This window comes from Streptomyces sp. TRM68416 (genome assembly GCF_014596915.1).
Lineage (GTDB): Bacteria > Actinomycetota > Actinomycetes > Streptomycetales > Streptomycetaceae > Streptomyces.
Genome location: NZ_JACVWU010000015.1, coordinates 12,240 through 30,377, shown reverse-complemented (window position 1 = coordinate 30,377; position 18,138 = coordinate 12,240). Strand labels below are relative to the sequence as shown.

General features: G+C 72.6%; 22 protein-coding genes. 16 read left to right on the top strand and 6 right to left on the bottom strand.

All coding sequences use genetic code 11. From position 1 onward, the window contains the following. Window positions 1–37 precede the first annotated feature (37 nt). Window positions 38–586: a hemerythrin domain-containing protein gene (locus tag ICC28_RS23465; RefSeq protein ID WP_188290661.1), complete on the bottom strand. Its 549-nt coding sequence runs from the start codon at window positions 584–586 to the stop codon at window positions 38–40. A gap of 139 nt (window positions 587–725) precedes the next feature. Here ICC28_RS23465 and ICC28_RS23460 point away from each other — a divergent pair, with 139 nt between their 5' ends. Then, a complete protein-coding gene (locus ICC28_RS23460) occupies window positions 726–1,220 on the top strand; it encodes a phage holin family protein (RefSeq protein WP_188290660.1) in 495 nt (164 codons plus the stop codon). 6 nt (window positions 1,221–1,226) lie between these two features. Beyond that, window positions 1,227–2,270: an SDR family oxidoreductase gene (locus ICC28_RS23455; protein WP_188290659.1), complete on the top strand. Its 1,044-nt coding sequence runs from the start codon at window positions 1,227–1,229 to the stop codon at window positions 2,268–2,270. 135 nt (window positions 2,271–2,405) lie between these two features. Here the strand turns inward: ICC28_RS23455 and ICC28_RS23450 are convergent, their stop codons facing one another. Together ICC28_RS23450 and ICC28_RS23445 are read right to left on the bottom strand one after the other, a co-directional pair. Continuing rightward, complete coding sequence (locus ICC28_RS23450) at window positions 2,406–3,497, bottom strand: enolase C-terminal domain-like protein (protein ID WP_188290658.1); 1,092 nt, start codon at window positions 3,495–3,497, stop codon at window positions 2,406–2,408. 2 nt (window positions 3,498–3,499) lie between these two features. Continuing rightward, window positions 3,500–4,459: an LLM class F420-dependent oxidoreductase gene (locus tag ICC28_RS23445; protein ID WP_188290657.1), complete on the bottom strand. Its 960-nt coding sequence runs from the start codon at window positions 4,457–4,459 to the stop codon at window positions 3,500–3,502. Window positions 4,460–4,650: 191 nt separating this feature from the next. Here ICC28_RS23445 and ICC28_RS23440 point away from each other — a divergent pair, with 191 nt between their 5' ends. The 13 genes from ICC28_RS23440 to ICC28_RS23380 all read left to right on the top strand — a co-directional run bounded on the left by ICC28_RS23440 (window position 4,651) and on the right by ICC28_RS23380 (window position 14,443). Then, on the top strand, window positions 4,651–6,252 hold the full coding sequence (locus ICC28_RS23440) for an NAD(P)/FAD-dependent oxidoreductase (RefSeq protein ID WP_188290656.1): 1,602 nt from the start codon (window positions 4,651–4,653) through the stop codon (window positions 6,250–6,252). Next, on the top strand, window positions 6,249–8,096 hold the full coding sequence (locus ICC28_RS23435) for a transketolase (RefSeq protein ID WP_188290655.1): 1,848 nt from the start codon (window positions 6,249–6,251) through the stop codon (window positions 8,094–8,096). The genes ICC28_RS23440 and ICC28_RS23435 overlap by 4 nt, the downstream gene beginning before the upstream one ends. Further along, complete coding sequence (gene ligD, locus ICC28_RS23430) at window positions 8,093–9,022, top strand: non-homologous end-joining DNA ligase (RefSeq protein WP_188290654.1); 930 nt, start codon at window positions 8,093–8,095, stop codon at window positions 9,020–9,022. The genes ICC28_RS23435 and ligD overlap by 4 nt, the downstream gene beginning before the upstream one ends. 194 nt (window positions 9,023–9,216) lie before the next feature. Further along, the gene (locus ICC28_RS23425; RefSeq protein ID WP_188290653.1) at window positions 9,217–9,576 is read left to right on the top strand and encodes a gas vesicle protein; all 360 of its coding nucleotides are present in this window, start codon (window positions 9,217–9,219) and stop codon (window positions 9,574–9,576) included. A 49-nt stretch (window positions 9,577–9,625) separates the two neighbouring features. After that, window positions 9,626–10,048, top strand: coding sequence for a gas vesicle structural protein GvpA (locus ICC28_RS23420; RefSeq protein WP_188290652.1), 423 nt, complete (start codon window positions 9,626–9,628; stop codon window positions 10,046–10,048). Next, on the top strand, window positions 10,045–10,815 hold the full coding sequence (locus ICC28_RS23415) for a GvpL/GvpF family gas vesicle protein (protein ID WP_188290651.1): 771 nt from the start codon (window positions 10,045–10,047) through the stop codon (window positions 10,813–10,815). Before ICC28_RS23420 ends, ICC28_RS23415 begins: the two co-directional genes overlap by 4 nt. 4 nt (window positions 10,816–10,819) lie before the next feature. Next, window positions 10,820–11,044 carry a gas vesicle protein GvpG gene (locus ICC28_RS23410; protein ID WP_188290650.1) on the top strand — a complete coding sequence of 75 codons (225 nt, stop codon included), beginning with the start codon at window positions 10,820–10,822 and terminating at the stop codon, window positions 11,042–11,044. Continuing rightward, window positions 11,041–11,685, top strand: a complete 645-nt coding sequence (locus ICC28_RS23405) for a DNA primase (RefSeq protein WP_188290649.1) — start codon at window positions 11,041–11,043, stop codon at window positions 11,683–11,685. The genes ICC28_RS23410 and ICC28_RS23405 overlap by 4 nt, the downstream gene beginning before the upstream one ends. Continuing rightward, window positions 11,685–12,833, top strand: a complete 1,149-nt coding sequence (locus tag ICC28_RS23400; protein WP_188290648.1) for an SRPBCC family protein — start codon at window positions 11,685–11,687, stop codon at window positions 12,831–12,833. Before ICC28_RS23405 ends, ICC28_RS23400 begins: the two co-directional genes overlap by 1 nt. Next, window positions 12,830–13,153, top strand: coding sequence for a gas vesicle protein (locus tag ICC28_RS23395; RefSeq protein ID WP_188290647.1), 324 nt, complete (start codon window positions 12,830–12,832; stop codon window positions 13,151–13,153). The genes ICC28_RS23400 and ICC28_RS23395 overlap by 4 nt, the downstream gene beginning before the upstream one ends. Then, entirely contained in the window at window positions 13,153–13,977 is an 825-nt protein-coding gene (locus tag ICC28_RS23390; protein ID WP_188290646.1) for a GvpL/GvpF family gas vesicle protein, read from the top strand. The genes ICC28_RS23395 and ICC28_RS23390 overlap by 1 nt, the downstream gene beginning before the upstream one ends. Continuing rightward, window positions 13,974–14,162 (top strand): gas vesicle protein, encoded by a 189-nt coding sequence (locus tag ICC28_RS23385; protein WP_188290645.1) that lies wholly within the window; start codon window positions 13,974–13,976, stop codon window positions 14,160–14,162. Before ICC28_RS23390 ends, ICC28_RS23385 begins: the two co-directional genes overlap by 4 nt. Further along, complete coding sequence (locus ICC28_RS23380) at window positions 14,159–14,443, top strand: gas vesicle protein K (protein ID WP_188290644.1); 285 nt, start codon at window positions 14,159–14,161, stop codon at window positions 14,441–14,443. Before ICC28_RS23385 ends, ICC28_RS23380 begins: the two co-directional genes overlap by 4 nt. Before the next feature lie 24 nt (window positions 14,444–14,467). Here ICC28_RS23380 and ICC28_RS23375 read toward each other — a convergent pair whose 3' ends face one another. From ICC28_RS23375 to ICC28_RS23365, 3 genes are all read right to left on the bottom strand, one after another. After that, a complete protein-coding gene (locus ICC28_RS23375) occupies window positions 14,468–14,638 on the bottom strand; it encodes a hydrophobic protein (protein ID WP_188290643.1) in 171 nt (56 codons plus the stop codon). Between the two features lie 41 nt (window positions 14,639–14,679). Next, entirely contained in the window at window positions 14,680–15,501 is an 822-nt protein-coding gene (locus ICC28_RS23370) for a methyltransferase domain-containing protein (RefSeq protein WP_188290642.1), read from the bottom strand. A gap of 91 nt (window positions 15,502–15,592) precedes the next feature. Then, window positions 15,593–17,086, bottom strand: a complete 1,494-nt coding sequence (locus ICC28_RS23365; protein WP_188290641.1) for a bifunctional phosphatase PAP2/diacylglycerol kinase family protein — start codon at window positions 17,084–17,086, stop codon at window positions 15,593–15,595. Window positions 17,087–17,146: 60 nt separating this feature from the next. On the opposite strand from ICC28_RS23365, the gene ICC28_RS23360 reads away from it, so the two are divergent. Then, window positions 17,147–17,803 carry a histidine phosphatase family protein gene (locus ICC28_RS23360; RefSeq protein WP_188290640.1) on the top strand — a complete coding sequence of 219 codons (657 nt, stop codon included), beginning with the start codon at window positions 17,147–17,149 and terminating at the stop codon, window positions 17,801–17,803. The last annotated feature ends 335 nt before the right edge of the window (window positions 17,804–18,138 follow it).

The following is an 18,138-nucleotide window of genomic DNA, read 5'->3' as shown; positions in this document are numbered from 1 at the left end:
AGATCGTTTCGCTCGATCTCCCCGCCCTCGTCACACCTCAGCCCATGGCCTTGCGTATGGCGTCCCGGGTGCGGTCGACGACCGCGGCCATCGGGCCCACCGCCACGTTCTTCAACGCGGTGTCGGTGCCCGGGTGCGGGCGGGTCGGCGCCAGCGCCTCGGCCGCCTGCACCGCGCGAGCCAGGTTCTCCAGCTTCCCGCGGTCGGCGACCCGGCTGAAGTGCGCGAACTCGTACTTCTCCTCGGCCTCGGCATGCGCCAGCACGTCCTTGCGCAGGCCCGCGAACTTGTCGAGGAACTCCGGCGAGTCGGGGTCCATGTCGTCCAGCTCGGACAGCACCCGCTTGGCCTTCTCCTCCTCCTCGATACGGTCCTTCACGACCAGCTCGCCGCCGTCGATGTTCCGGCGGGCGAAGGGATGGACGACCTCCTCCTCCGCGGTCTCGTGCACCGCGAGGAGCCGGACGAGCTCATGGAAGCTGCGCTTGCGCTCGTCGCCCTTGGTGGCCGCCACCTCGTCGAGCAGTTCCCGGATCCGCGTGTGCTGCCCCTTGAGCAGCTCCACGACGTCGGTTCGTTCGGTCATCCTCTTCTCTTCCCTGGATTCACTTGCCCGGACAGAAGCTTGCGAGCGGGCCGGGTACCCGGGGGCCGGGCCGCTACGCGCCGGTATCCGGCCGTCACCCGCCGCGTTACCCGTACGCGCGTACGGGTACCCGGCGGCCATGGAACGCTTGGATCACCTTGAGCATCTCGACAAGCACCTGGTCGACGAACTGGCGCAGGTGGCGCGCGAGACCGTGCGCGACGAGCTGCGCCGCCAGACCCGCAAGCAGCGCCGCACCGCGATGCTGTACGCCGCGTCCGGCACCGTCGCCCTGTACGCGGGCGCGGCCCTCGCGCTCGCCCTCGGCCTGGCCCTGGCCCTCGCCCTGCCCGACTGGGCCGCCGCGCTGATCACCGCCGCGGTCCTCGGCGTCGTGGCCTACGTCCTGCGCGGCGCCGCCCGGCCCTCCGCGTCCCGGCCCACGTCCGAGCGCGAGGCCGAACTCGCGGCGTCCCCCGGGCAGCCCATCGGCAGCACCCCGCCGGTCGCGCCGCCGAGCGGCCTCGGCATGTCGTACCCGCCGATGCCGCCCACCGCACCCGGCACCCCGGGCGCCGCGGACCCGCCGAAACCCGACGACATCGACCCCGAGCAGCCCCACCACCGGGCGTGACGCGCGGTGGGCCGGCACTGGGAGGACGCCCTGCCCCGGCGGCGCAGGGCCGTCGTCGTCACCGGGGCCAGCGGCGGCGTGGGGCGGGCCACGGCCCTGGCCTTCGCCGCCCGGGGCGACCGGGTCGCCCTACTGGCCCGCGGGCGCGAGGGACTGGCCGCGGCGGCGGACGAGGTGCAGCGGGCCGGCGGTGAGGCCCTGGTCGTCTGCGTCGACATGGCCGACCCCAAGGCCGTGGAGGACGCGGCGCAGAAGGTCGTCGACACGTTCGGCCGGATCGACGTCTGGGTCAACAACGCCTTCGCCGGGATCTTCGCACCGTTCACCGAGATCACCCCGGACGAGTTCCGACGGGTGACCGAAGTGACCTACCTGGGCTATGTGTTCGGCACCCGGGCCGCGCTGCGCCACATGCTGCCGCGCGACCGGGGCACCGTCGTCCAGGTCGGTTCCGCACTCGCCTACCGGGGCGTGCCGCTCCAGTCCGCCTACTGCGGGGCCAAGCACGCCATCCAGGGCTTCCACGAGTCGCTGCGGTGCGAGCTGCTGCACACGGGCAGCGGGGTCCGTACCACGATGGTGCAGCTGCCCGCCGTCAACACCCCTCAGTTCGAATGGGTGTTGAGTCGCATGCCGGGGCGGGCCAGGCCGGTCGCGCCGGTCTACCAGCCGGAGGTGGCGGCGCGGGCGATCGTGCACGCGGCGGGCCACGGCCGACGGCGGGAGTACTGGGTCGGCGGCTCCACGGCGGCCACGCTGGTCGTCAACGCGGTCCTGCCCGGCTTCCTGGACCGCTACCTCGCACGGAACGCGTTCGCCGCCCAGCGGGACGAGGGCGAGCACCACGGCCCCGGCAACCTGTGGACCCCCGCGGACGGCCCGCACGGCCGGGACTTCGGCGCGCACGGCCGCTTCGACGACGAGGCGGTCAGCGCCGGACCGCAGAACTGGATCTCCCGCAACCGGGGGCGCGTGGGCATGGCGGCGGTGGCCGGAGGGCTGGGGCTCGCGGTGACCGCAGGGGTACGGGCGGTGTCGCGGCGGACCTGAACCCGTGACCGCGGCGGACCCGGACCCTCACGCCCCCCGGGCCGCGGCGGATCCGGACCCCCCGGGCCGCGGCGGATCCGGACCCCCCGGGCCGCGGCGGACCCGGACCCCCCGGGCCGCGGCGGACCCGGACCCTCACGCCACCCGGTACTCCCGCACCTCCTCGGCCCGTAGCGCCAGCCCGTGCCCCAGCCCGCCGAGGGGGCGCACGACGCCTCCCGTGGGGTCCAGGGCGCCGTCGAAGAACATGTCCTCGATGCGGACGTGGTCGTGGAACCACTCGATGTGCCGCAGGTTGGGAACCGCGGCGGCCACCGCCGCGTGGGCGTGCGGGGCGCAGTGGGCGGAGACCTCCAGGCCGTGGGCCTGGGCGAGGGCCGCGGCGCGGAGGAACTCGGTCAGACCGCCGCACCGGGTCGCGTCGATCTGCAGACAGTCGACGGCCCCGGCCGCGACCATGCGGGCGAAGTAGGGAAGGTCATAGCCGTACTCGCCCGCCGTCACCTCGCACGCCACCGTGTCCCGGACCAGCCGCAGACCCGTCAGGTCGTCCGAGGAGACCGGCTCCTCGAACCAGCCGACACCCTCTCCGTCGAGGGCACGACCCACCCGTACCGCCTGCTTGCGCGTGTAGGCGCCGTTCGCGTCGACGTACAACTCCGCCCCGGAGCCGATGACCTGGCGCGCCGTACGGACCCGGGCCAGGTCCCGGGCGACGGCCCGGCCCCAGGACTCGCCGATCTTGATCTTGACGCGCGGGATGCCCTGCCCGTGCACCCAGCCGCCCAACTGGGCCTCCAGATGCGTGTCGTGGTACGTCGTGAAGCCCCCGCTGCCGTACACCGGGACCGTGGTGCGGGCCGTGCCCAGCAGCCGCGCCATGGGCAGTTCGAGCAGCCGGGCCTTCAGGTCCCACAGCGCGATGTCCACCGCCGAGACCGCGCAGGCGGCGACGCCGGGCCGGCCCGCGTTCCGCACGGACCGGCACATCGCCTCGTGCACGGCCGGGATGTCCAGCGCGTCGCGGCCCTCGACCACCTGGGCGAGCTCCTCGCGCAGGAAGCCGCCGACCGACGGCGGACCGTACGTCCAGCCCGTTCCGGTCGCGTCCCCCGCCGCGACCTCGGCGATCACCATCGTCGTACTGTCCCAGGACAGGGTGCCGTCGGCCTCGGGGGCGTCCGTCGGCACCGTGTACACCGAGACGGCAGGCCGGCCGAGTTTCACGGTCACCCCTGCTGGAGCTGCGGCAGGACCTTCGTACGGTAGAAGTCGAAGAAGCCGCGCTGGTCGGGGCCGATCTGATTGACGTAGACCCGGTCGAAGCCCGCGTCGGCGAACGCGGACAGCGCCGCCACGTGCTCGTCGACGTCGTCCCCGCACACCGACTTCTCGCGCACCATCTCCTCGGTGACCAGCGACTCCAACTGCTCGAAGTGCCTGGGCGAGGGCAGGATCTGGCCCATCTCGCCCGGCAGCAACTGGTTGGACCACAGCCGGTGCACGGTGCGCACGGCCTCCTCGCGGTCGGTGCCGTAGCAGACCTTGGTGCCGCCGCTGACCGGCTTGGCGCCCCCGCCGCCCTTGCGGAACTGGGTCACCATGTCCTCGTCGGGCATCATCGTGATGTAGCCGTCGCCCACCCGCGCCGCGAGCGCCGTCGCCGCCGGGCCGAAACCGGAGATGTCGATGGGGACGGGCTCGTCGGGAACGGTGTAGAGGCGGGCGTTCTCCACCCGGTAGTGGGTGCCGTAGTGGCTGACCTCCTCGCCGGTGAACAGCCGGCGCATCACCTGGATCGACTCCTCCAGCATCTCCAGGCGTACGTGCGCGGGCGGCCAGACATGGCCGAGGATGTGCTCGTTGAGGGCCTCACCGGTGCCCACGCCGAGACGGAAGCCGCCGTTGGTCATCACCGAGGCGGTGGCCGCGGCCTGCGCGATCACCGCCGGGTGGATCCGCACGGTCGGGCAGGTCACCGCCGTCTCGATCGGCAGCGACACCGCCTCGGAGATCGCGCCGATCACCGACCACACGAACGGGCTCTGTCCCTGGGCGTCGTTCCAGGGGTGGTAGTGGTCGGAGATCCACAACGACCGGAATCCGGCCTGTTCGGCCATCCGCGCCTGTTCGACGAGGTCCGCCGGGCCGAACTCCTCGCACGACAGAAAGTAGCCGTATTCGGGCATGGCGTGTACCTCCGCATGGTTCGCCGAACTGGATGGGGGTCGGTCGCGGTTCCGAGTACCCGACGGCCCGGCCGGAAACCGGATCACGTTTGGGGGCCCTGGCCAGGGGGACGCGGAAGGCTCCCGAGGTACGCGACAGCGACTGAAGCGCCCGTGGGCGAACGGGCCATCGACAACGCCGGAGGCGCACCGTGAGCCGACCCCGCATCGTGATCGTCGGTGCTGGATTCGCCGGATACCAAACCGCCCGCACCCTGTCCCGGCTGACCCGCCACCGGGCCGACATCACCCTGCTGAACCCCACCGACTACTTCCTGTACCTGCCCCTGCTGCCCCAGGTCGCGGCCGGCATCCTGGAACCCCGCCGGGTGACCGTCTCGCTCTCCGGCACCCTGCCCCGCGTACGGCTGGTGCTCGGCGAGGCGGACGCCATCGACCTCGACGGGCACACCGTGCACTACACCGGCCCGGAGGGGGAGAGCGGCACGCTCGGCTACGACCGGCTGGTGCTCGCCGCGGGCAGCGTCAACAAGCTGCTGCCCATCCCCGGTGTCGCCGAGCACGCCCACGGCTTCCGCGGCCTGCCCGAGGCGCTGTACCTGCGCGACCACGTGACCCGTCAGGTGGAGCTGGCGGCCTCCGCCGACGCCCCGGAGAAGTGCGCCGCGCGCTGCACGTTCGTGGTGGTCGGCGCCGGCTACACCGGTACCGAGGTCGCCGCGCAGGGACAGCTGTTCACCGACGCGCAGGTGCGCAAGCACCCCCTGCGCACGGGCATGCGGCCGCGCTGGCTGCTGCTCGACGTCGCCGACCGGGTCCTGCCCGAACTGGACGAGAAGCTCTCCCGCACCGCCGACCGGGTGCTGCGCCAGAGGGGCGTCGACGTACGGATGGGCACCTCCGTGAAGGAGGCCACGCCCGACGGAGTCCTGCTCACCGACGGCGAGTTCGTGGACACCCGCACCCTGGTGTGGTGCGTCGGCGTACGGCCCGACCCGCTCGCCGAGTCCCTCGGGCTGCCCATGGAACGCGGCCGGCTGCTGGTCGACCCGCACCTCCAGGTGCCGGGCCGCCCCGAGCTGTTCGCGTGCGGTGACGCCGCCGCCGTACCGGACCTGGAGAAGCCGGGCCAGTACACGCCGATGACCGCCCAACACGCCTGGCGACAGGGCAAGGTGGCGGCCCGCAACGTCGCCGCCTCGCTCGGCATCGGCGGCGAACGCCGCGCCTACCGCCACCGCGACATGGGCTTCGTCGTCGACCTCGGCGGCGTCAAGGCCGCCGCCAACCCGCTCGGCGTCCCCCTGTCCGGCATCGCCGCCGGCGCGGTCACCCGCGGCTACCACCTCGCGGCGATGCCCGGCAACCGGGTCCGGGTCGCCGCCGACTGGCTCCTGGACGCCGTACTCCCGCGCCAGGCCGTCCAGTTGGGTCTCGTACGGGAATGGTCGGTGCCGCTGGACACGGCGTCGCCGGAGCTGGCGCGAGTGCCGGGGAAACCGGAGAAGCCGGAGAAGCCGGAGAAGCCGGAGAAGGCGGAGAAGGCGGAGAAGGCGGAGAAGCCGGAGAAAGGGGCGGTCGACGTGTCCACTGCGGAGCCTGCGAAGGACCAGCCGGGCGGTGAGCCCGCGAAGAACCAGTCGGGCGATGAGCCTGCGAAGAATCAGCCGGGTGGTGAGCCCGCGAAGAATCAGCCGGGTGGTGAGCCCGCGAAGAATCAGCCCGGCGGCGAGCCCACGAAAGCGCCGGGCCCTGTCAAGCGCCCCGACCGTCCCGCGGAAGGAGACTCATGAACACCGGTGAACTCGTCGAACTGGGACAGCAGTTGCGCGTGGACAGCGTGCGCGCCTCCGCCGCCGCGGGGTCGGGGCACCCCACGTCCTCCATGTCCGCCGCCGACCTGATGGCCGTACTCCTCGCCAACCACTTCCGCTACGACTTCGAGCGCCCCTCCCACCCGGGCAACGACCGCTTCGTCCTGTCCAAGGGCCATGCCACGCCCCTGCTGTACTCCGCCTTCAAGGCGGCCGGTGTCGTCGACGACGCCGAACTGCTCACCTTCCGCAAGCTGGGCAGCGCCCTGGAAGGGCATCCGACGCCACGCCGGCTGCCGTGGGTCGAGACCGCCACCGGTTCGCTCGGGCAGGGACTGCCCGTCGGCGTCGGCATCGCGCTCGCCGGCAAGCGTCTCGACCGCAGCGGATACCGGGTGTGGGTGCTGTGCGGCGACAGCGAACTGGCCGAGGGCTCGGTGTGGGAGGCCGCCGAGCACGCGGCGTACGAGCACCTGGACAACCTGACCGCCGTCGTCGACGTCAACCGGCTCGGCCAGCGCGGCCCGACCCGGCACGGCCACGACCTGGACGCCTACGCCCGCCGCTTCCAGGCCTTCGGCTGGCACACCGTCGAGGTCGACGGGCACGACGTCGACGCGATCGACCGTGCCTACGGCGAGGCCCGCTCCACCACCGGACAGCCCACCGTGATCCTCGCCCGCACCCTCAAGGGCAAGGGTGTCGAGGGCGTCCAGGACCGCGAGGGCCTGCACGGAAAGCCGCTGAAGGACGCCGACGGGGCCATCGCCGAACTCGGCGGCCGACGCGACGCCCGCATCCACGTGCACGAGCCGCCCGCCGCCCGCATGCTGCACGCCGTGCGCGCCGGGCATCCGGAGCTGCCCCGCTTCGAGAAGCAGGACGACGTGGCGACCCGGGACGCCTACGGCCAGGCCCTTGCCGCCCTCGGCTCCGGCCGCGGCGACGTCGTCGCCCTCGACGGCGAGGTCAGCGACTCCACGCGCGCCGAGCTCTTCGCCAAGGAACACCCCGACCGCTACTTCGAGTGCTACATCGCCGAGCAGCAGCTGGTCGCCACGGCGGTGGGGCTCGCCACGCGGGGCTGGGTGCCGTACGCCTCCACCTTCGCGGCCTTCCTCACCCGTGCCCACGATTTCGTGCGCATGGCCTCCGTCAGTGGCGCGGGCATCAACCTGGTCGGCTCGCACGCCGGTGTCGCCATCGGACAGGACGGGCCCTCGCAGATGGGTCTGGAGGACCTGGCGATGATGCGGGCCGTGCACGGCTCGACCGTGCTCTACCCGTGCGACGCCAACCAGACCGCCAAGCTCGTCGCCACCATGGCCGGCCTGGACGGCATCCGCTATCTGCGCACCTCGCGCGGCAAGAGCCCGGTGATCTACGGCCCCGACGAGGAGTTCCCCGTCGGTGGCAGCAAGGTGCTGCGCTCCTCCGACCGGGACCGGATGACGGTCGTCGCCGCCGGCGTCACCGTGCACGAGGCGCTGGCCGCCGCGGACGCGCTGGACCGGGAGGGCATCCCGGTACGGGTGATCGACCTGTACTCGGTCAAGCCCGTCGACCGGCTCACCCTGCGCCGCGCCGCCGAGGAGACCGGCTGCCTGCTCAGCGTCGAGGACCACCACGAGGAGGGCGGCCTCGGCGACGCCGTCCTCGACGCGTTCCTGGACGGGCGCCCCGTCCCGCGCCTGGTGCGGCTCGCGGTCCGTACGATGCCCGGCTCGGCCACGCCCGAGGAACAGCTGCACGGCGCGGGCATCGACGCCGAGTCGATCGCGGCCGCCGGCCGGCTGCTGGTGGAGGAGGCGGTCGTGCGATGACCCGCGACGGCGCCGTACGGACCGTACGGGCCGGGCGGCGGACCGTCGAGGTGCACCGGCCGGACAAGGTGCTCTTCCCCGGTGGCGGCGGGACCGAGGAGTACACCAAGGGCGACCTGGTCGACTACTACCGGTCCGTGGCCCCCTTCATGCTGCCGCACCTGCGGGGACGCCCGCTGATGCTGGAGCGGCACCCCGACGGGGTCGACGGCCCGCGGTTCATGCAGAAGAACACCCCCGAGAGCTATCCGGACTGGGTCGCTCGCGTCGAGGTGCCCAAGGAGGGCGGCACCGTCTGCCACACCGTCTGCGAGGACTCCGCCACCCTCGTCCTCCTCGCCGACCAGGCCTCGATCACCCTGCACCGCTGGCTCTCCCGCGTCGGACGGCTGGACCGGCCCGACCGCATGGTCTTCGACCTCGACCCGTCGGGGGACGATTTCGAGCGGGTGCGGGAGGCGGCCCGGCTGCTCGGGGAGCTGCTGGACGAGGTGAACCTGCCCTCGGCGCTGATGACGACCGGCTCCCGCGGACTGCATGTGATCGTCCCGCTGAACGGGCATCACGACTTCGACGAGGTACGGGAGTTCGCCCGGGACCTCGCCGACGCCCTGGCCGCCGCGCACCCCGAACGGCTCACCACCGCCGCCCGCAAGAAGGACCGCGGCGACCGCCTCTACTTCGACGTCCAGCGCAACGCCTACGCGCAGACCGCCGTCGTACCCTTCACCGTCCGCGCCCGGCCCGGCGCCCCTGTGGCCGTCCCCCTCGCCTGGAGCGACCTGGACGACCCGGGCCTGAACGCCCGGCGGTGGACCGTCGCCGACGCCGTTGACCAGGCCCGCGCCAACCCCTGGTCCGGGGTGCTGACCCGAGGGCGGGCGCTGGGGCCGGCCCGGCGCAGGCTCAACGCGCTGCGCGGCTGAGGCGCCGACGCGGTGCTGCGGGGACGCGGTGCTGCCGGGACACGGTGTGACCGGGACACGGTGTGACCGAGGCACGGTGTGGCCGAGGCACGGTGTGGCCGACGCGCCGCGCGGCCGGCGTGCTTGGTGGGCGCAGCACGTAATCCGGCGGGTTTGGCCAACGCACATCGGGCCACTCGCCGTTCGAGGCGCCCATGACTAATTCACAGAACACACCCAAAGCATCCAAGTCATCCAAGTCACCCGAACCAGACACACCGGACCAGGGTGGGCCGGACGACCGGCCGACCTCGATGGAAGTGCTGCGCCACGCGCGCGCCCAGCTCGCCGAACTCACCGGCATGACCGCCGAGACGGTCTCGTCCTTCGAACAGACCGAGGACGGCTGGACGTTGGAGATCGAGGTCCTGGAACTGGCCCGCGTCCCCGACACGATGAGCCTGCTGGCGAGCTACCAGGTCGACCTCGACCCGCACGGCCGGCTCACCGGCTACCGGCGCATCCGCCGCTACGAACGCGGGCGGTCCGACGCACACAGGCCCGGCGGCCGCTAGGCCGCCCTCCGGCACCCACCCCCATCCCAGAACAGGAGGAGCGGTCGGCATGACCGTTGTCCCGGCACAGCAGACCGGCGGCGGAGGAGGTTCCAGCGGTCTCTACGACGTCCTGGAACTCGTCCTCGACCGGGGACTCGTCATCGACGCGTTCGTGCGCGTGTCGCTCGTCGGCATCGAAATCCTCAAGATCGACGTACGGGTCGTCGTGGCCAGCGTCGACACCTACCTCCGCTTCGCCGAGGCGTGCAACCGGCTGGACCTGGAAGCCGGTCCGCGCAAGAGCCCGGGCCTGCCCGACGTGGTCGGCGAGATCACCGAGTCCGGAGCCCGCGGCAAGTCCAAGGGGGCGCTGTCCGGCGCCGCGCAGACCGTGTCCGACGCCTTCAAGCAGGCCCGTGAGGAGGGCGAGGCCGAACCCCGGCGCGCCCGTAAGACCACCACGTCGCGCAGGAAGGAGGAGCAGGAGTGAGCACGTACGTGTACGGCATCACCGCGAGCTCGCATCCCGCACTTCCCAAGGACATGACCGGCGTCGGCGACCCGCCCCGTCCGGTGCGCGTGCTGAAGCAGGGCGAACTGGTCGCCCTCGTCAGCGACGCGCCCGAGGGGCTGCGGCCCAAGCGCCGGGACCTGCTCGCCCACCAGAGCGTCCTCGCCGAGGCGGGCGCGGCGGCCTGCGTGCTGCCCATGCGCTTCGGCAGCGTCGCCCCCGACGACGACGCCGTCACCGGAGTGCTCGCCGAGCGCGTCGAGCACTACCAGGAGCGCCTGCGCACGCTGGACGGCAAGGTCGAGTACAACGTCAAGGTCTCCCACGTGGAGGAGGCCGTGCTGCACCGGGTGATGTCCGAGAACCCGGAGATCCGTTCCCTGGCGGAGGCCAACCGGCAGGCGGGCGGCGGAAGTTACGAGCAGAAGCTGCGGCTCGGCGAGATGGTGGTGGCGGCCGTCAAGGCCCGCGAGTCCGAGGACGCGGCCGACGTCCGGCGCGCGCTGGAGCCGAGCGCGGCGGCGGTGAGCGTGGGCCCGGAGTCCACCGGCTGGCTCGCCAGCGTGTCGTTCCTGGTGGAACGGGACGCCGCCGAGGTGTTCCTGGCCGCCGCCGAGGACCTCCGCAAGAGCCGCCCGCACCTGGAGGTGCGCGTCAACGGGCCGCTGCCGCCGTACAGCTTCGTCGAGCCCGGCCCGGCGGAGCCCGCGGGCACCGTCACCGGTGCCGACACGGCCCGGGAGTGACGGCATGGGGCTGCTCGCGGAGGTGCTGCTGCTGCCGTTCGCCCCGGTGCGCGGCAGCGCATGGGTGATCAGACAGGTGCTGGACGAAGCCGAGCGCCTTTACTGCGACCCGGCCACTGTCCGGGCCGAACTCGCCCGACTGGAAGAGCAGTTGGAGACGGGTGAGATTGACCATGAGGAGTTCGACCGCCGTGAGGACGAACTCCTCGACCGGCTGGAGGCACGATGAACCGAGTGGGACTGGGGCTCGCCATAGGGGCCGGATACGTCCTCGGACGGACGAAGAAGATGAAACTGGCGTTCGCCGTCGGCACGCTCGTGGCCGGCAAGCGGATGCATCTGAGCCCGCGGGCGCTCGCGGAGCTGGCCCAGCAACAGCTGCGGGACAACCCGCAGTTCAAGGAGATCGGGGACCAGCTGCGCGAGGACCTGCGCGGAGTCGGCAAGGCGGCCTCCGGGGCCATGGTCGAGCGGCAGCTCGACGCGCTCGCCGACCGTCTGCACGGACGTACCGCCCAGATGCGCGACCAGTTGTCGGACATGGCGCCCGAGACACCGGACCTCGGGTTCGAGGAGGGCGAGTACGAGGAGGAGGACGAGGCTCCTCCGGAGGGCCGCGAGGAGGCGGCGCCGGAGCGGAAGCCGGAGCGGCAACCGGAGAAGAAGGCGGACGACAAGCCGCGCGCGGCGAAGAAGGCCGCGAAGAAGGCTCCGGCCAAGAAGACCCCCGCCAAGAAGGCCGCCGCGAAGAAGAAGCCCGCCTCCGCCGGGGGATCCGGGACCCGTAAGACCGCGGCCAAGAAGACCGCCGGGGCCAGGGGCGCCGCCCGCAGTGCCCGCGCCCGGCTGCCGAAGGGAGGCGGTGAGTGATGACCGAGCCCCTCGGACAGGCGGCCTCCACGGCCCGCGGCGCGGCCCCGAACCCGCTGGGCCAACTGGCCGGCAGCGAGGCCGCCGACCGGCTCAAGACCGAACTCCAGCAGTATCTCGCCCTGCAGGCGCAGCGGCTGCTCGTCGGCGCGGGCCGCAGGCTCGGCGAGACCACGGTCAAGTTGAACGACATCGCGGAGGGCAAGAGCCCGGGACTGGCCCGTCTCGCCCTCGACGGCGGACGCAAGCTCGCCGAGGGCAAGGGCCCCCTGCGCGGCGCGCTGGAGGTCGGTGCCACCCGCGCCAAGGAGAACGTGGTCGGCGCGCTGAAGAACCTCGGCGGCGGCAAGGGGAAGCGCAAGGGCGGAGCCGGCCGCAAGCCCACCGTCATCATCGAGTACGTCGATGTCGGCGTCCCGCTGCGCACCGCCTACGACCAGTGGACCCAGTACCAGGACTTCAGCACCTTCGCGAAGGGCGTGAAGAACGCCTCGCGCGCCGGCGACACGGCCTCCGACTGGCAGCTGAAAGTCTTCTGGTCCAACCGCAGCTGGAAGGCGCACACGACCGAGCAGGTGCCCGACGACCGGATCGGGTGGACCTCGGAGGGTGCCAAGGGCACCACGAAGGGTGTCGTCTCCTTCCACCGGCTCGCCGACAACCTCACCCGTGTGCTGCTGGTGATCGAGTACTACCCCAAGGGTCTGTTCGAGAAGACCGGCAACATCTGGCGTGCCCAGGGCCGCCGGGCCCGCCTGGACCTCAAGAACTACGTCCGCCACATCACGCTGAAGGGCGCCGCGGAGGACGGCTGGCGCGGCGAGATCCGCGACGGCGAGGTGGTGGTCAGCCACGAGGACGCGGTCGCGGAGGAAGCACCGGAGGAGCCGGAGGAGGCCTACGAGGAGGAGAAGCCCGAGGACGCCGAGGACGCCGAGGACGCCGAGGACTTCGAGGACTCCGAGGAAGCGGAGGACGCCGAGGACGGCTATGAGGGGGAGGACGAGGCGGAGAGCGCCTACGAGGACGACAATGAGGAAGAGGAAGAAGAAGACGAGCCAGAAGAGGCGGACGCGGAAGCCGAAGCCGACGCGGAGATCGACAGCGAGGCCGAGGACGAGTACGTCGGCACCGGGGGCCGTCGATGACGACCCCCGGCCGGCTCCCCGAGCCCTACGGCCAGGGCGGCGGCGCCAACCTCGCCGACATCCTGGAACGCGTCCTCGACAAGGGCGTGATCATCGCGGGCGACATCCGGATCAACCTGCTCGACATCGAACTGCTCACCGTCAAACTCCGCCTCATCGTCGCCTCCGTCGACAAGGCGAGGGAGATGGGCATCGACTGGTGGGAGGACGACCCGGCCCTGTCCTCGCGGGCCCGGCGCGACGAACTCGCCCGGGAGAACGCCGAGTTGCGTGGTCGGCTGGCCCAACTGGAGTCCGGCCGGCCGCAGGAGGAGGCCTGATGGCAGGACTGCGTTACGTGTACGCCGTGTGCCGTCCCTTCCGGTCGGCGCTGCAGTCCCAGCTGACCGGGGTCGCCGGACAGCCGCCCCGGCAGCTCACCCACCGCGGGCTGCTGGCCGTCTACAGCACGGTGCCGGAGGAGGACTTCGCCGAGGAGCCGCTGCGCGCCCGGCTGGAGAACCTGGACTGGCTCACCGAGACGGCCAGAGCCCACCAGGGCGTGATCGACGCGCTCACCGTCGTCACCACACCGCTGCCGCTGCGGCTCGCCACCGTCTTCCGGGACGACAGCGCCCTGCGCACGATGATGGAGGCCCGCGAGGCCTACTTCCTGCGCACCCTCGACCGGCTGGAGGGCCGGGTGGAGTGGGGCGTGAAGGTGTACGTCGAACAGGGCGCCGAGGACGCCGGGGGAGCCGGCACCGGCCCGGCGGCGGGAAAACCCGCGTCGGGCCGGGACTATCTGCGTCGGCGCCGCGCACAGACCCGGGCGCACGAGGACACCTGGCAGACGGCCGTGGAATTCGCCGGGCGGCTCCACGCGACATTGTCCTCGTACGCCGAGGATTCCCGGTTGCACAATCCGCAGAGCGCCGCGCTGTCCGGTGACTCCGGACGGAATGTGCTGAACGCCGCCTATCTGGTGCCCCGGGACGACTGCGAGGAATTCGTGGAACTGGTGGACCGGACGAAGGACGACTCCCCGGGAACCGGAATACGCGTCGAACTCACCGGCCCCTGGGCGGCCTATTCCTTCACCGGCGAGGCGACGGGCGCCGAGGCGGAAGGCGGCCGGGCGGGGGAGGAGCGGAAAGACCCATGACCGTCATAGAGCGCCGTGAGATCGCCCTGGTGGACCTGCTCGACCGGCTGCTGGCCGGCGGAGTCGTCATCACCGGGGACATCACCCTGCGCATCGCGGACGTCGACCTCGTCCGTATCGACCTCAACGCGCTGATCAGCTCGGTCAACGCGAACGTGCCCTCGCCCTTCGGAGACCTTTCGTGACGTCGTCCCGCAACCGCCTCGACCTCGACCCCGACACCGTGGAGCGCGACCTGGTGAAGCTCGTGCTCACCGTGGTGGAGCTGCTGCGCCAGCTCATGGAGCGCCAGGCCCTGCGCCGCTTCGACGAGGGCGACCTCACCGAGGAGCAGGAGGAGCGGATCGGGCTGACGCTGATGCTGCTGGACGACCGCATGACCGAGCTGCGCGAGCGCTACGGACTGCGGCCCGAGGACCTGAATCTGGACCTCGGGCCGCTCGGACCGCTGCTCCCCCGGAACTGACACGTAACCGACCGGGGGACCTTCTCACCACCTGTACCAGCGGCCCCTGCCTCCGGCGGCTGTCGTGCCGCGCACGAAGAATCCCAGCAGCCACAGGACAAGAACGGCCAGCGCGATCCACCAGAGCAGTTCCACCGCGAATCCGGCGCCGAACAGAATCAGGGCCAGAAGCAGTACCAGCAAGATGGGAACCATTGTGAAACCTCCTGCTGACCGGGTTTCCCGAAATTCGAGTTTCAGCCTTCCTTGCGGGCCATAATTTCGCCGTGCAGGACGGAGAACCAGGCGTCCTCCCGCTTTCCCCATTCCCGCCACGCCTCCGCCGCGGCCCGCAGCTCCGCCTCGGTCGCATGGCCGCCCTCCGTGGCGCGCCGAGCGTAGGCCGAGGCCACCGTGCGATCCGCCCACAGGCCGCTCCACCAGGCCCGCTCCTCGGCGGTGGCGAAGGTCCAGGTGCTGGAGGTGGCGGTGATGTCCGTGAGCCCCGCGCGCAGCGCCCAGGACTTCAGCCGCCGCCCCGCGTCCGGCTCGCCCCCGTTGGCGCGTGCCACCCGGCGGTACAGGTCCAGCCAGTCGTCCAGGCCCGGGGAGGCCGGGTACCAGGTCATGGCCGCGTAGTCCGCGTCACGGACCGCGACGAACCCGCCCGGCCTCGTCACCCGGCGCATCTCGCGCAGCGCCTGCACCGGGTCGCCGACGTGCTGGAGCACCTGGTGGGCGTGGACCACGCAGAAGGTGTCGTCCGGGAAGTCCAGCGCATGCACGTCGGCCACCGCGAAGTCGACGTTCGTCAGGCCCCGCTCGGCGGCCGCGGCCCGGGCCCGCTCCAGGATGTCCGGCGCGTGGTCGACGCCCGTGACATGCCCCTCGGGGACCAGCGCCGCGAAGTCGGCGGTGATCGTGCCCGGACCGCAGCCGATGTCCAGGATCCGCATGTCCGGCTTGAGCGAATCCACCAGGTAGGCCGCGGAGTTGGCGGCGGTGCGCCAGGTGTGCGAACGCAGCACCGACTCATGGTGGCCATGCGTGTATACGGCCGTCTCCCGCGGCTTCGACATCGCGTACCCCTCGTCTCGTCGTCGTGGTGACACCGTACGCTCGAATGTCGAATGATGAGATGCTGGTTTTGAATAATGGACTGACGACCTGTCAGTCATCGGGTAGCGGCCGGTACACCGTCAGCGCCTCCGGCAGCTTCTCCAGCGTCACCTCGCCCCGCACCTCGGTGACTTCGCCGTCGTAGGCGAGGAGGGTGCCCGGTGCGACGCCGGTCAGCCGCAGCCGGCTCACCTGGACCGCCGCGTGGGCGGGGGAGCGGGTCAGCGGGCCCGCGAGGGCCGCGGCGAGCAGCCGCGTCGCGGGCCTGCGTCCGCCGTGCACCACCCGTACGTCGAGCACGCCGTCCGCGAGGTCGACGCGGCGGCCGGGGTCCAGGCCCATCCGGTGGTAGGTGCCGTTGCCGGCGAACAGCAGCCACAACGGCCGTGCGTCGCTGCCGAGTCGGGCCTCCAGCGGATGCCCGTCGGCGCGCAGCACGCGCAGCGCCGCCAGCACTCCGGCCGGCCAGCTGCCGATCCGGTGCGACCAGCGGTCCCGCTCGCGCACCAGCTCCGGATACACGCCCAGGCTGCACGTGTTGAGGAACACGCCCTGCCGCTCGGCGCAGCGGAAACGGCCCGCGTCCACCCGTACCGCGTGGCCGCGCACGAGAGCCCGGGTCAGGTCGCGCACGTCCTCCACGCCCAGGTCGTAGGCGAAGTGGTTGAGGGTGCCGCCGGGCAGCACCGCCAGCGGCAGCCCGTGCCGCAGGGCGACCTCCGCCGCGGCGTTCACCGTGCCGTCGCCGCCGCACACGCCGAGGACCCGGGCGTGGGCCGCCGCCTTCTCCAGCTCGGTCCGTACCTGCTCGGGCTCGCACTCGACGACCTCGGCCAGCGGCAGCACGTCCAGCAGGGTGCGCACCCGGTCGGAGGTGGCCGACCCGGTGTTCGCCACCATCACCAGGCCCTCGCCCTCCGGCAGCGCAGGGACCTCGGCGCGCGGCCGGGCCGGCGGCGTGAGCTGCGCACGGGTCGGCACCATGCCCCGCACCGCGTACGCGGCGCCCACGCCGAGGGCCGCGCCCGCCAGCACGTCGCTCGGGTAGTGGGCGCCGGTATAGACCCGGGACAGCGCCACCAGGCAGGCGACCGGGGCGACGACGGCCCCCCAGGCGGGCGACTCCAGGGCCACCCCGGTCGCGAACGCGGCCGCCGACGCGGAGTGGCCGGACGGGAACGAGGTGGTGATCGGCTGCCGCTTCAGCTGCCGCACCAGCGGAACCGGGTCCAGCAGCGGCCGCGGCCGGCGCACCGACCGCTTGCCGAGGGTGTTGATCGTCAGCGAGGCCAGGCTCAGCGAGGCCAGCCCGCGCGCGGCGGCCCGCCGGGCCCGGGGCGTCCTGCTCGCCGCCATGACGGCGCCCGTCGCGAACCACAGCAGACCGTGGTTGGCGCTGTGGCTCAGCCGGGGCAGTGTGCGCTCGGCGCCGGGCCAGTGTCGTGCGGCGGTGAACTCGAACAGCTTGCAGTCGAGGGCCAGCAGGTGATCGCGGAGCACATGGTGGCCGGGTTTGGGCACGGTGAGATCGACGTCTGGGCTCATACGGTCACGGGTACCCTGAAGCGGCCGTTCCTCGACCGGCGCGAGCCCGGAGGCCCCCGTATGCGTCTGATCCTCGTCCGCCACGGCCAGACCCCGACGAACGTCGACTCCCTACTGGACACCGCCGTCCCGGGGCCGGGTCTGACCGAGCTCGGCGAGCGGCAGGCGGCCGCGCTGCCCGAGGTGCTCGCCGACGAGGACGTCGAGGCCCTGTACGCCTCGACGCTACGGCGCACCCAGCTCACCGCCGCCCCGCTGGCCGCCGCGCGCGGACTCGACGTGCTCGTCCGCGACGGCATCCGGGAGATCGCCGCCGGGGACCTGGAACTGCTGCCCGGCGACGGTGAGCACGGCGCGCTCTACATGCGGACCGCGTTCGCCTGGTCGACCGGCGACACCGCGCTGCGCATGCCCGGCGGCGAGACCGGCGCCGAGGTCCTCGCCCGGTACGACGCCGTCGTCGCCGAGGCGGCCGCGAGCGGCGCCCGCACCGTGGTGATGGTCAGCCACGGCGCCGTCATCCGCATGTGGGCGGCGGCCCGCGCCCACAACGTCGACGTCCCCTTCGCCGCCGGCCACCGGTTGGCCAACACGGGGGTGGTGGTCCTGGAGGGCACACCGACCGACGGCTGGAAGGCGCTCACCTGGGCGGGCGCGAGCGTGGCCCCGGCGGGCGAGAGCGGCCCGACGGGACGGCCGCTGGACGACCGCGGGTAGCGGCACATCGCCACGACGACGGGCAGCCGAGGCATCGGCCTCCTGGGGCGGCCGGTGCTCGGGCTGCCGGGGTGGCCGGATGCCGGCCTGCCGGGCCGGCTGGTCGGCGGTCTGGTGGGTCGGTCGGCCGGTCGTCGGGGTGGCGGGGTGGTCGGATGTCGGTTTGTCGGGTGGGCGGTCGTCGTGGCGGGGCCGTCGGACATCCGTCTGCCCGGGGTTGGCTGGGTGTCGGTTTGCTGGGGCGGCCGGTGCTCGGGCTGCCGGGGTGGCCGGATGCCGGCCTGCCGGGCCGGCTGGTCGGCGGTCTGGTGGGTCGGTCTGCCGGTCTGCCGGTC

Coding starts and splice junctions, on each gene's coding strand:
- ICC28_RS23435 (WP_188290655.1), top strand. CDS start 6,249: ATGAACACCGGTGAACTCGTCGAACTGGGACAGCAGTTGCGCGTGGAC.
- ICC28_RS23445 (WP_188290657.1), bottom strand. CDS start 4,459: ATGCCCGAATACGGCTACTTTCTGTCGTGCGAGGAGTTCGGCCCGGCG.
- ICC28_RS23375 (WP_188290643.1), bottom strand. CDS start 14,638: ATGGTTCCCATCTTGCTGGTACTGCTTCTGGCCCTGATTCTGTTCGGC.
- ICC28_RS23400 (WP_188290648.1), top strand. CDS start 11,685: ATGACCGAGCCCCTCGGACAGGCGGCCTCCACGGCCCGCGGCGCGGCC.
- ICC28_RS23425 (WP_188290653.1), top strand. CDS start 9,217: ATGACTAATTCACAGAACACACCCAAAGCATCCAAGTCATCCAAGTCA.
- ICC28_RS23370 (WP_188290642.1), bottom strand. CDS start 15,501: ATGTCGAAGCCGCGGGAGACGGCCGTATACACGCATGGCCACCATGAG.
- ligD (WP_188290654.1), top strand. CDS start 8,093: ATGACCCGCGACGGCGCCGTACGGACCGTACGGGCCGGGCGGCGGACC.
- ICC28_RS23365 (WP_188290641.1), bottom strand. CDS start 17,086: ATGAGCCCAGACGTCGATCTCACCGTGCCCAAACCCGGCCACCATGTG.
- ICC28_RS23405 (WP_188290649.1), top strand. CDS start 11,041: ATGAACCGAGTGGGACTGGGGCTCGCCATAGGGGCCGGATACGTCCTC.
- ICC28_RS23460 (WP_188290660.1), top strand. CDS start 726: ATGGAACGCTTGGATCACCTTGAGCATCTCGACAAGCACCTGGTCGAC.
- ICC28_RS23465 (WP_188290661.1), bottom strand. CDS start 586: ATGACCGAACGAACCGACGTCGTGGAGCTGCTCAAGGGGCAGCACACG.
- ICC28_RS23360 (WP_188290640.1), top strand. CDS start 17,147: ATGCGTCTGATCCTCGTCCGCCACGGCCAGACCCCGACGAACGTCGAC.
- ICC28_RS23395 (WP_188290647.1), top strand. CDS start 12,830: ATGACGACCCCCGGCCGGCTCCCCGAGCCCTACGGCCAGGGCGGCGGC.
- ICC28_RS23420 (WP_188290652.1), top strand. CDS start 9,626: ATGACCGTTGTCCCGGCACAGCAGACCGGCGGCGGAGGAGGTTCCAGC.
- ICC28_RS23390 (WP_188290646.1), top strand. CDS start 13,153: ATGGCAGGACTGCGTTACGTGTACGCCGTGTGCCGTCCCTTCCGGTCG.
- ICC28_RS23410 (WP_188290650.1), top strand. CDS start 10,820: ATGGGGCTGCTCGCGGAGGTGCTGCTGCTGCCGTTCGCCCCGGTGCGC.
- ICC28_RS23385 (WP_188290645.1), top strand. CDS start 13,974: ATGACCGTCATAGAGCGCCGTGAGATCGCCCTGGTGGACCTGCTCGAC.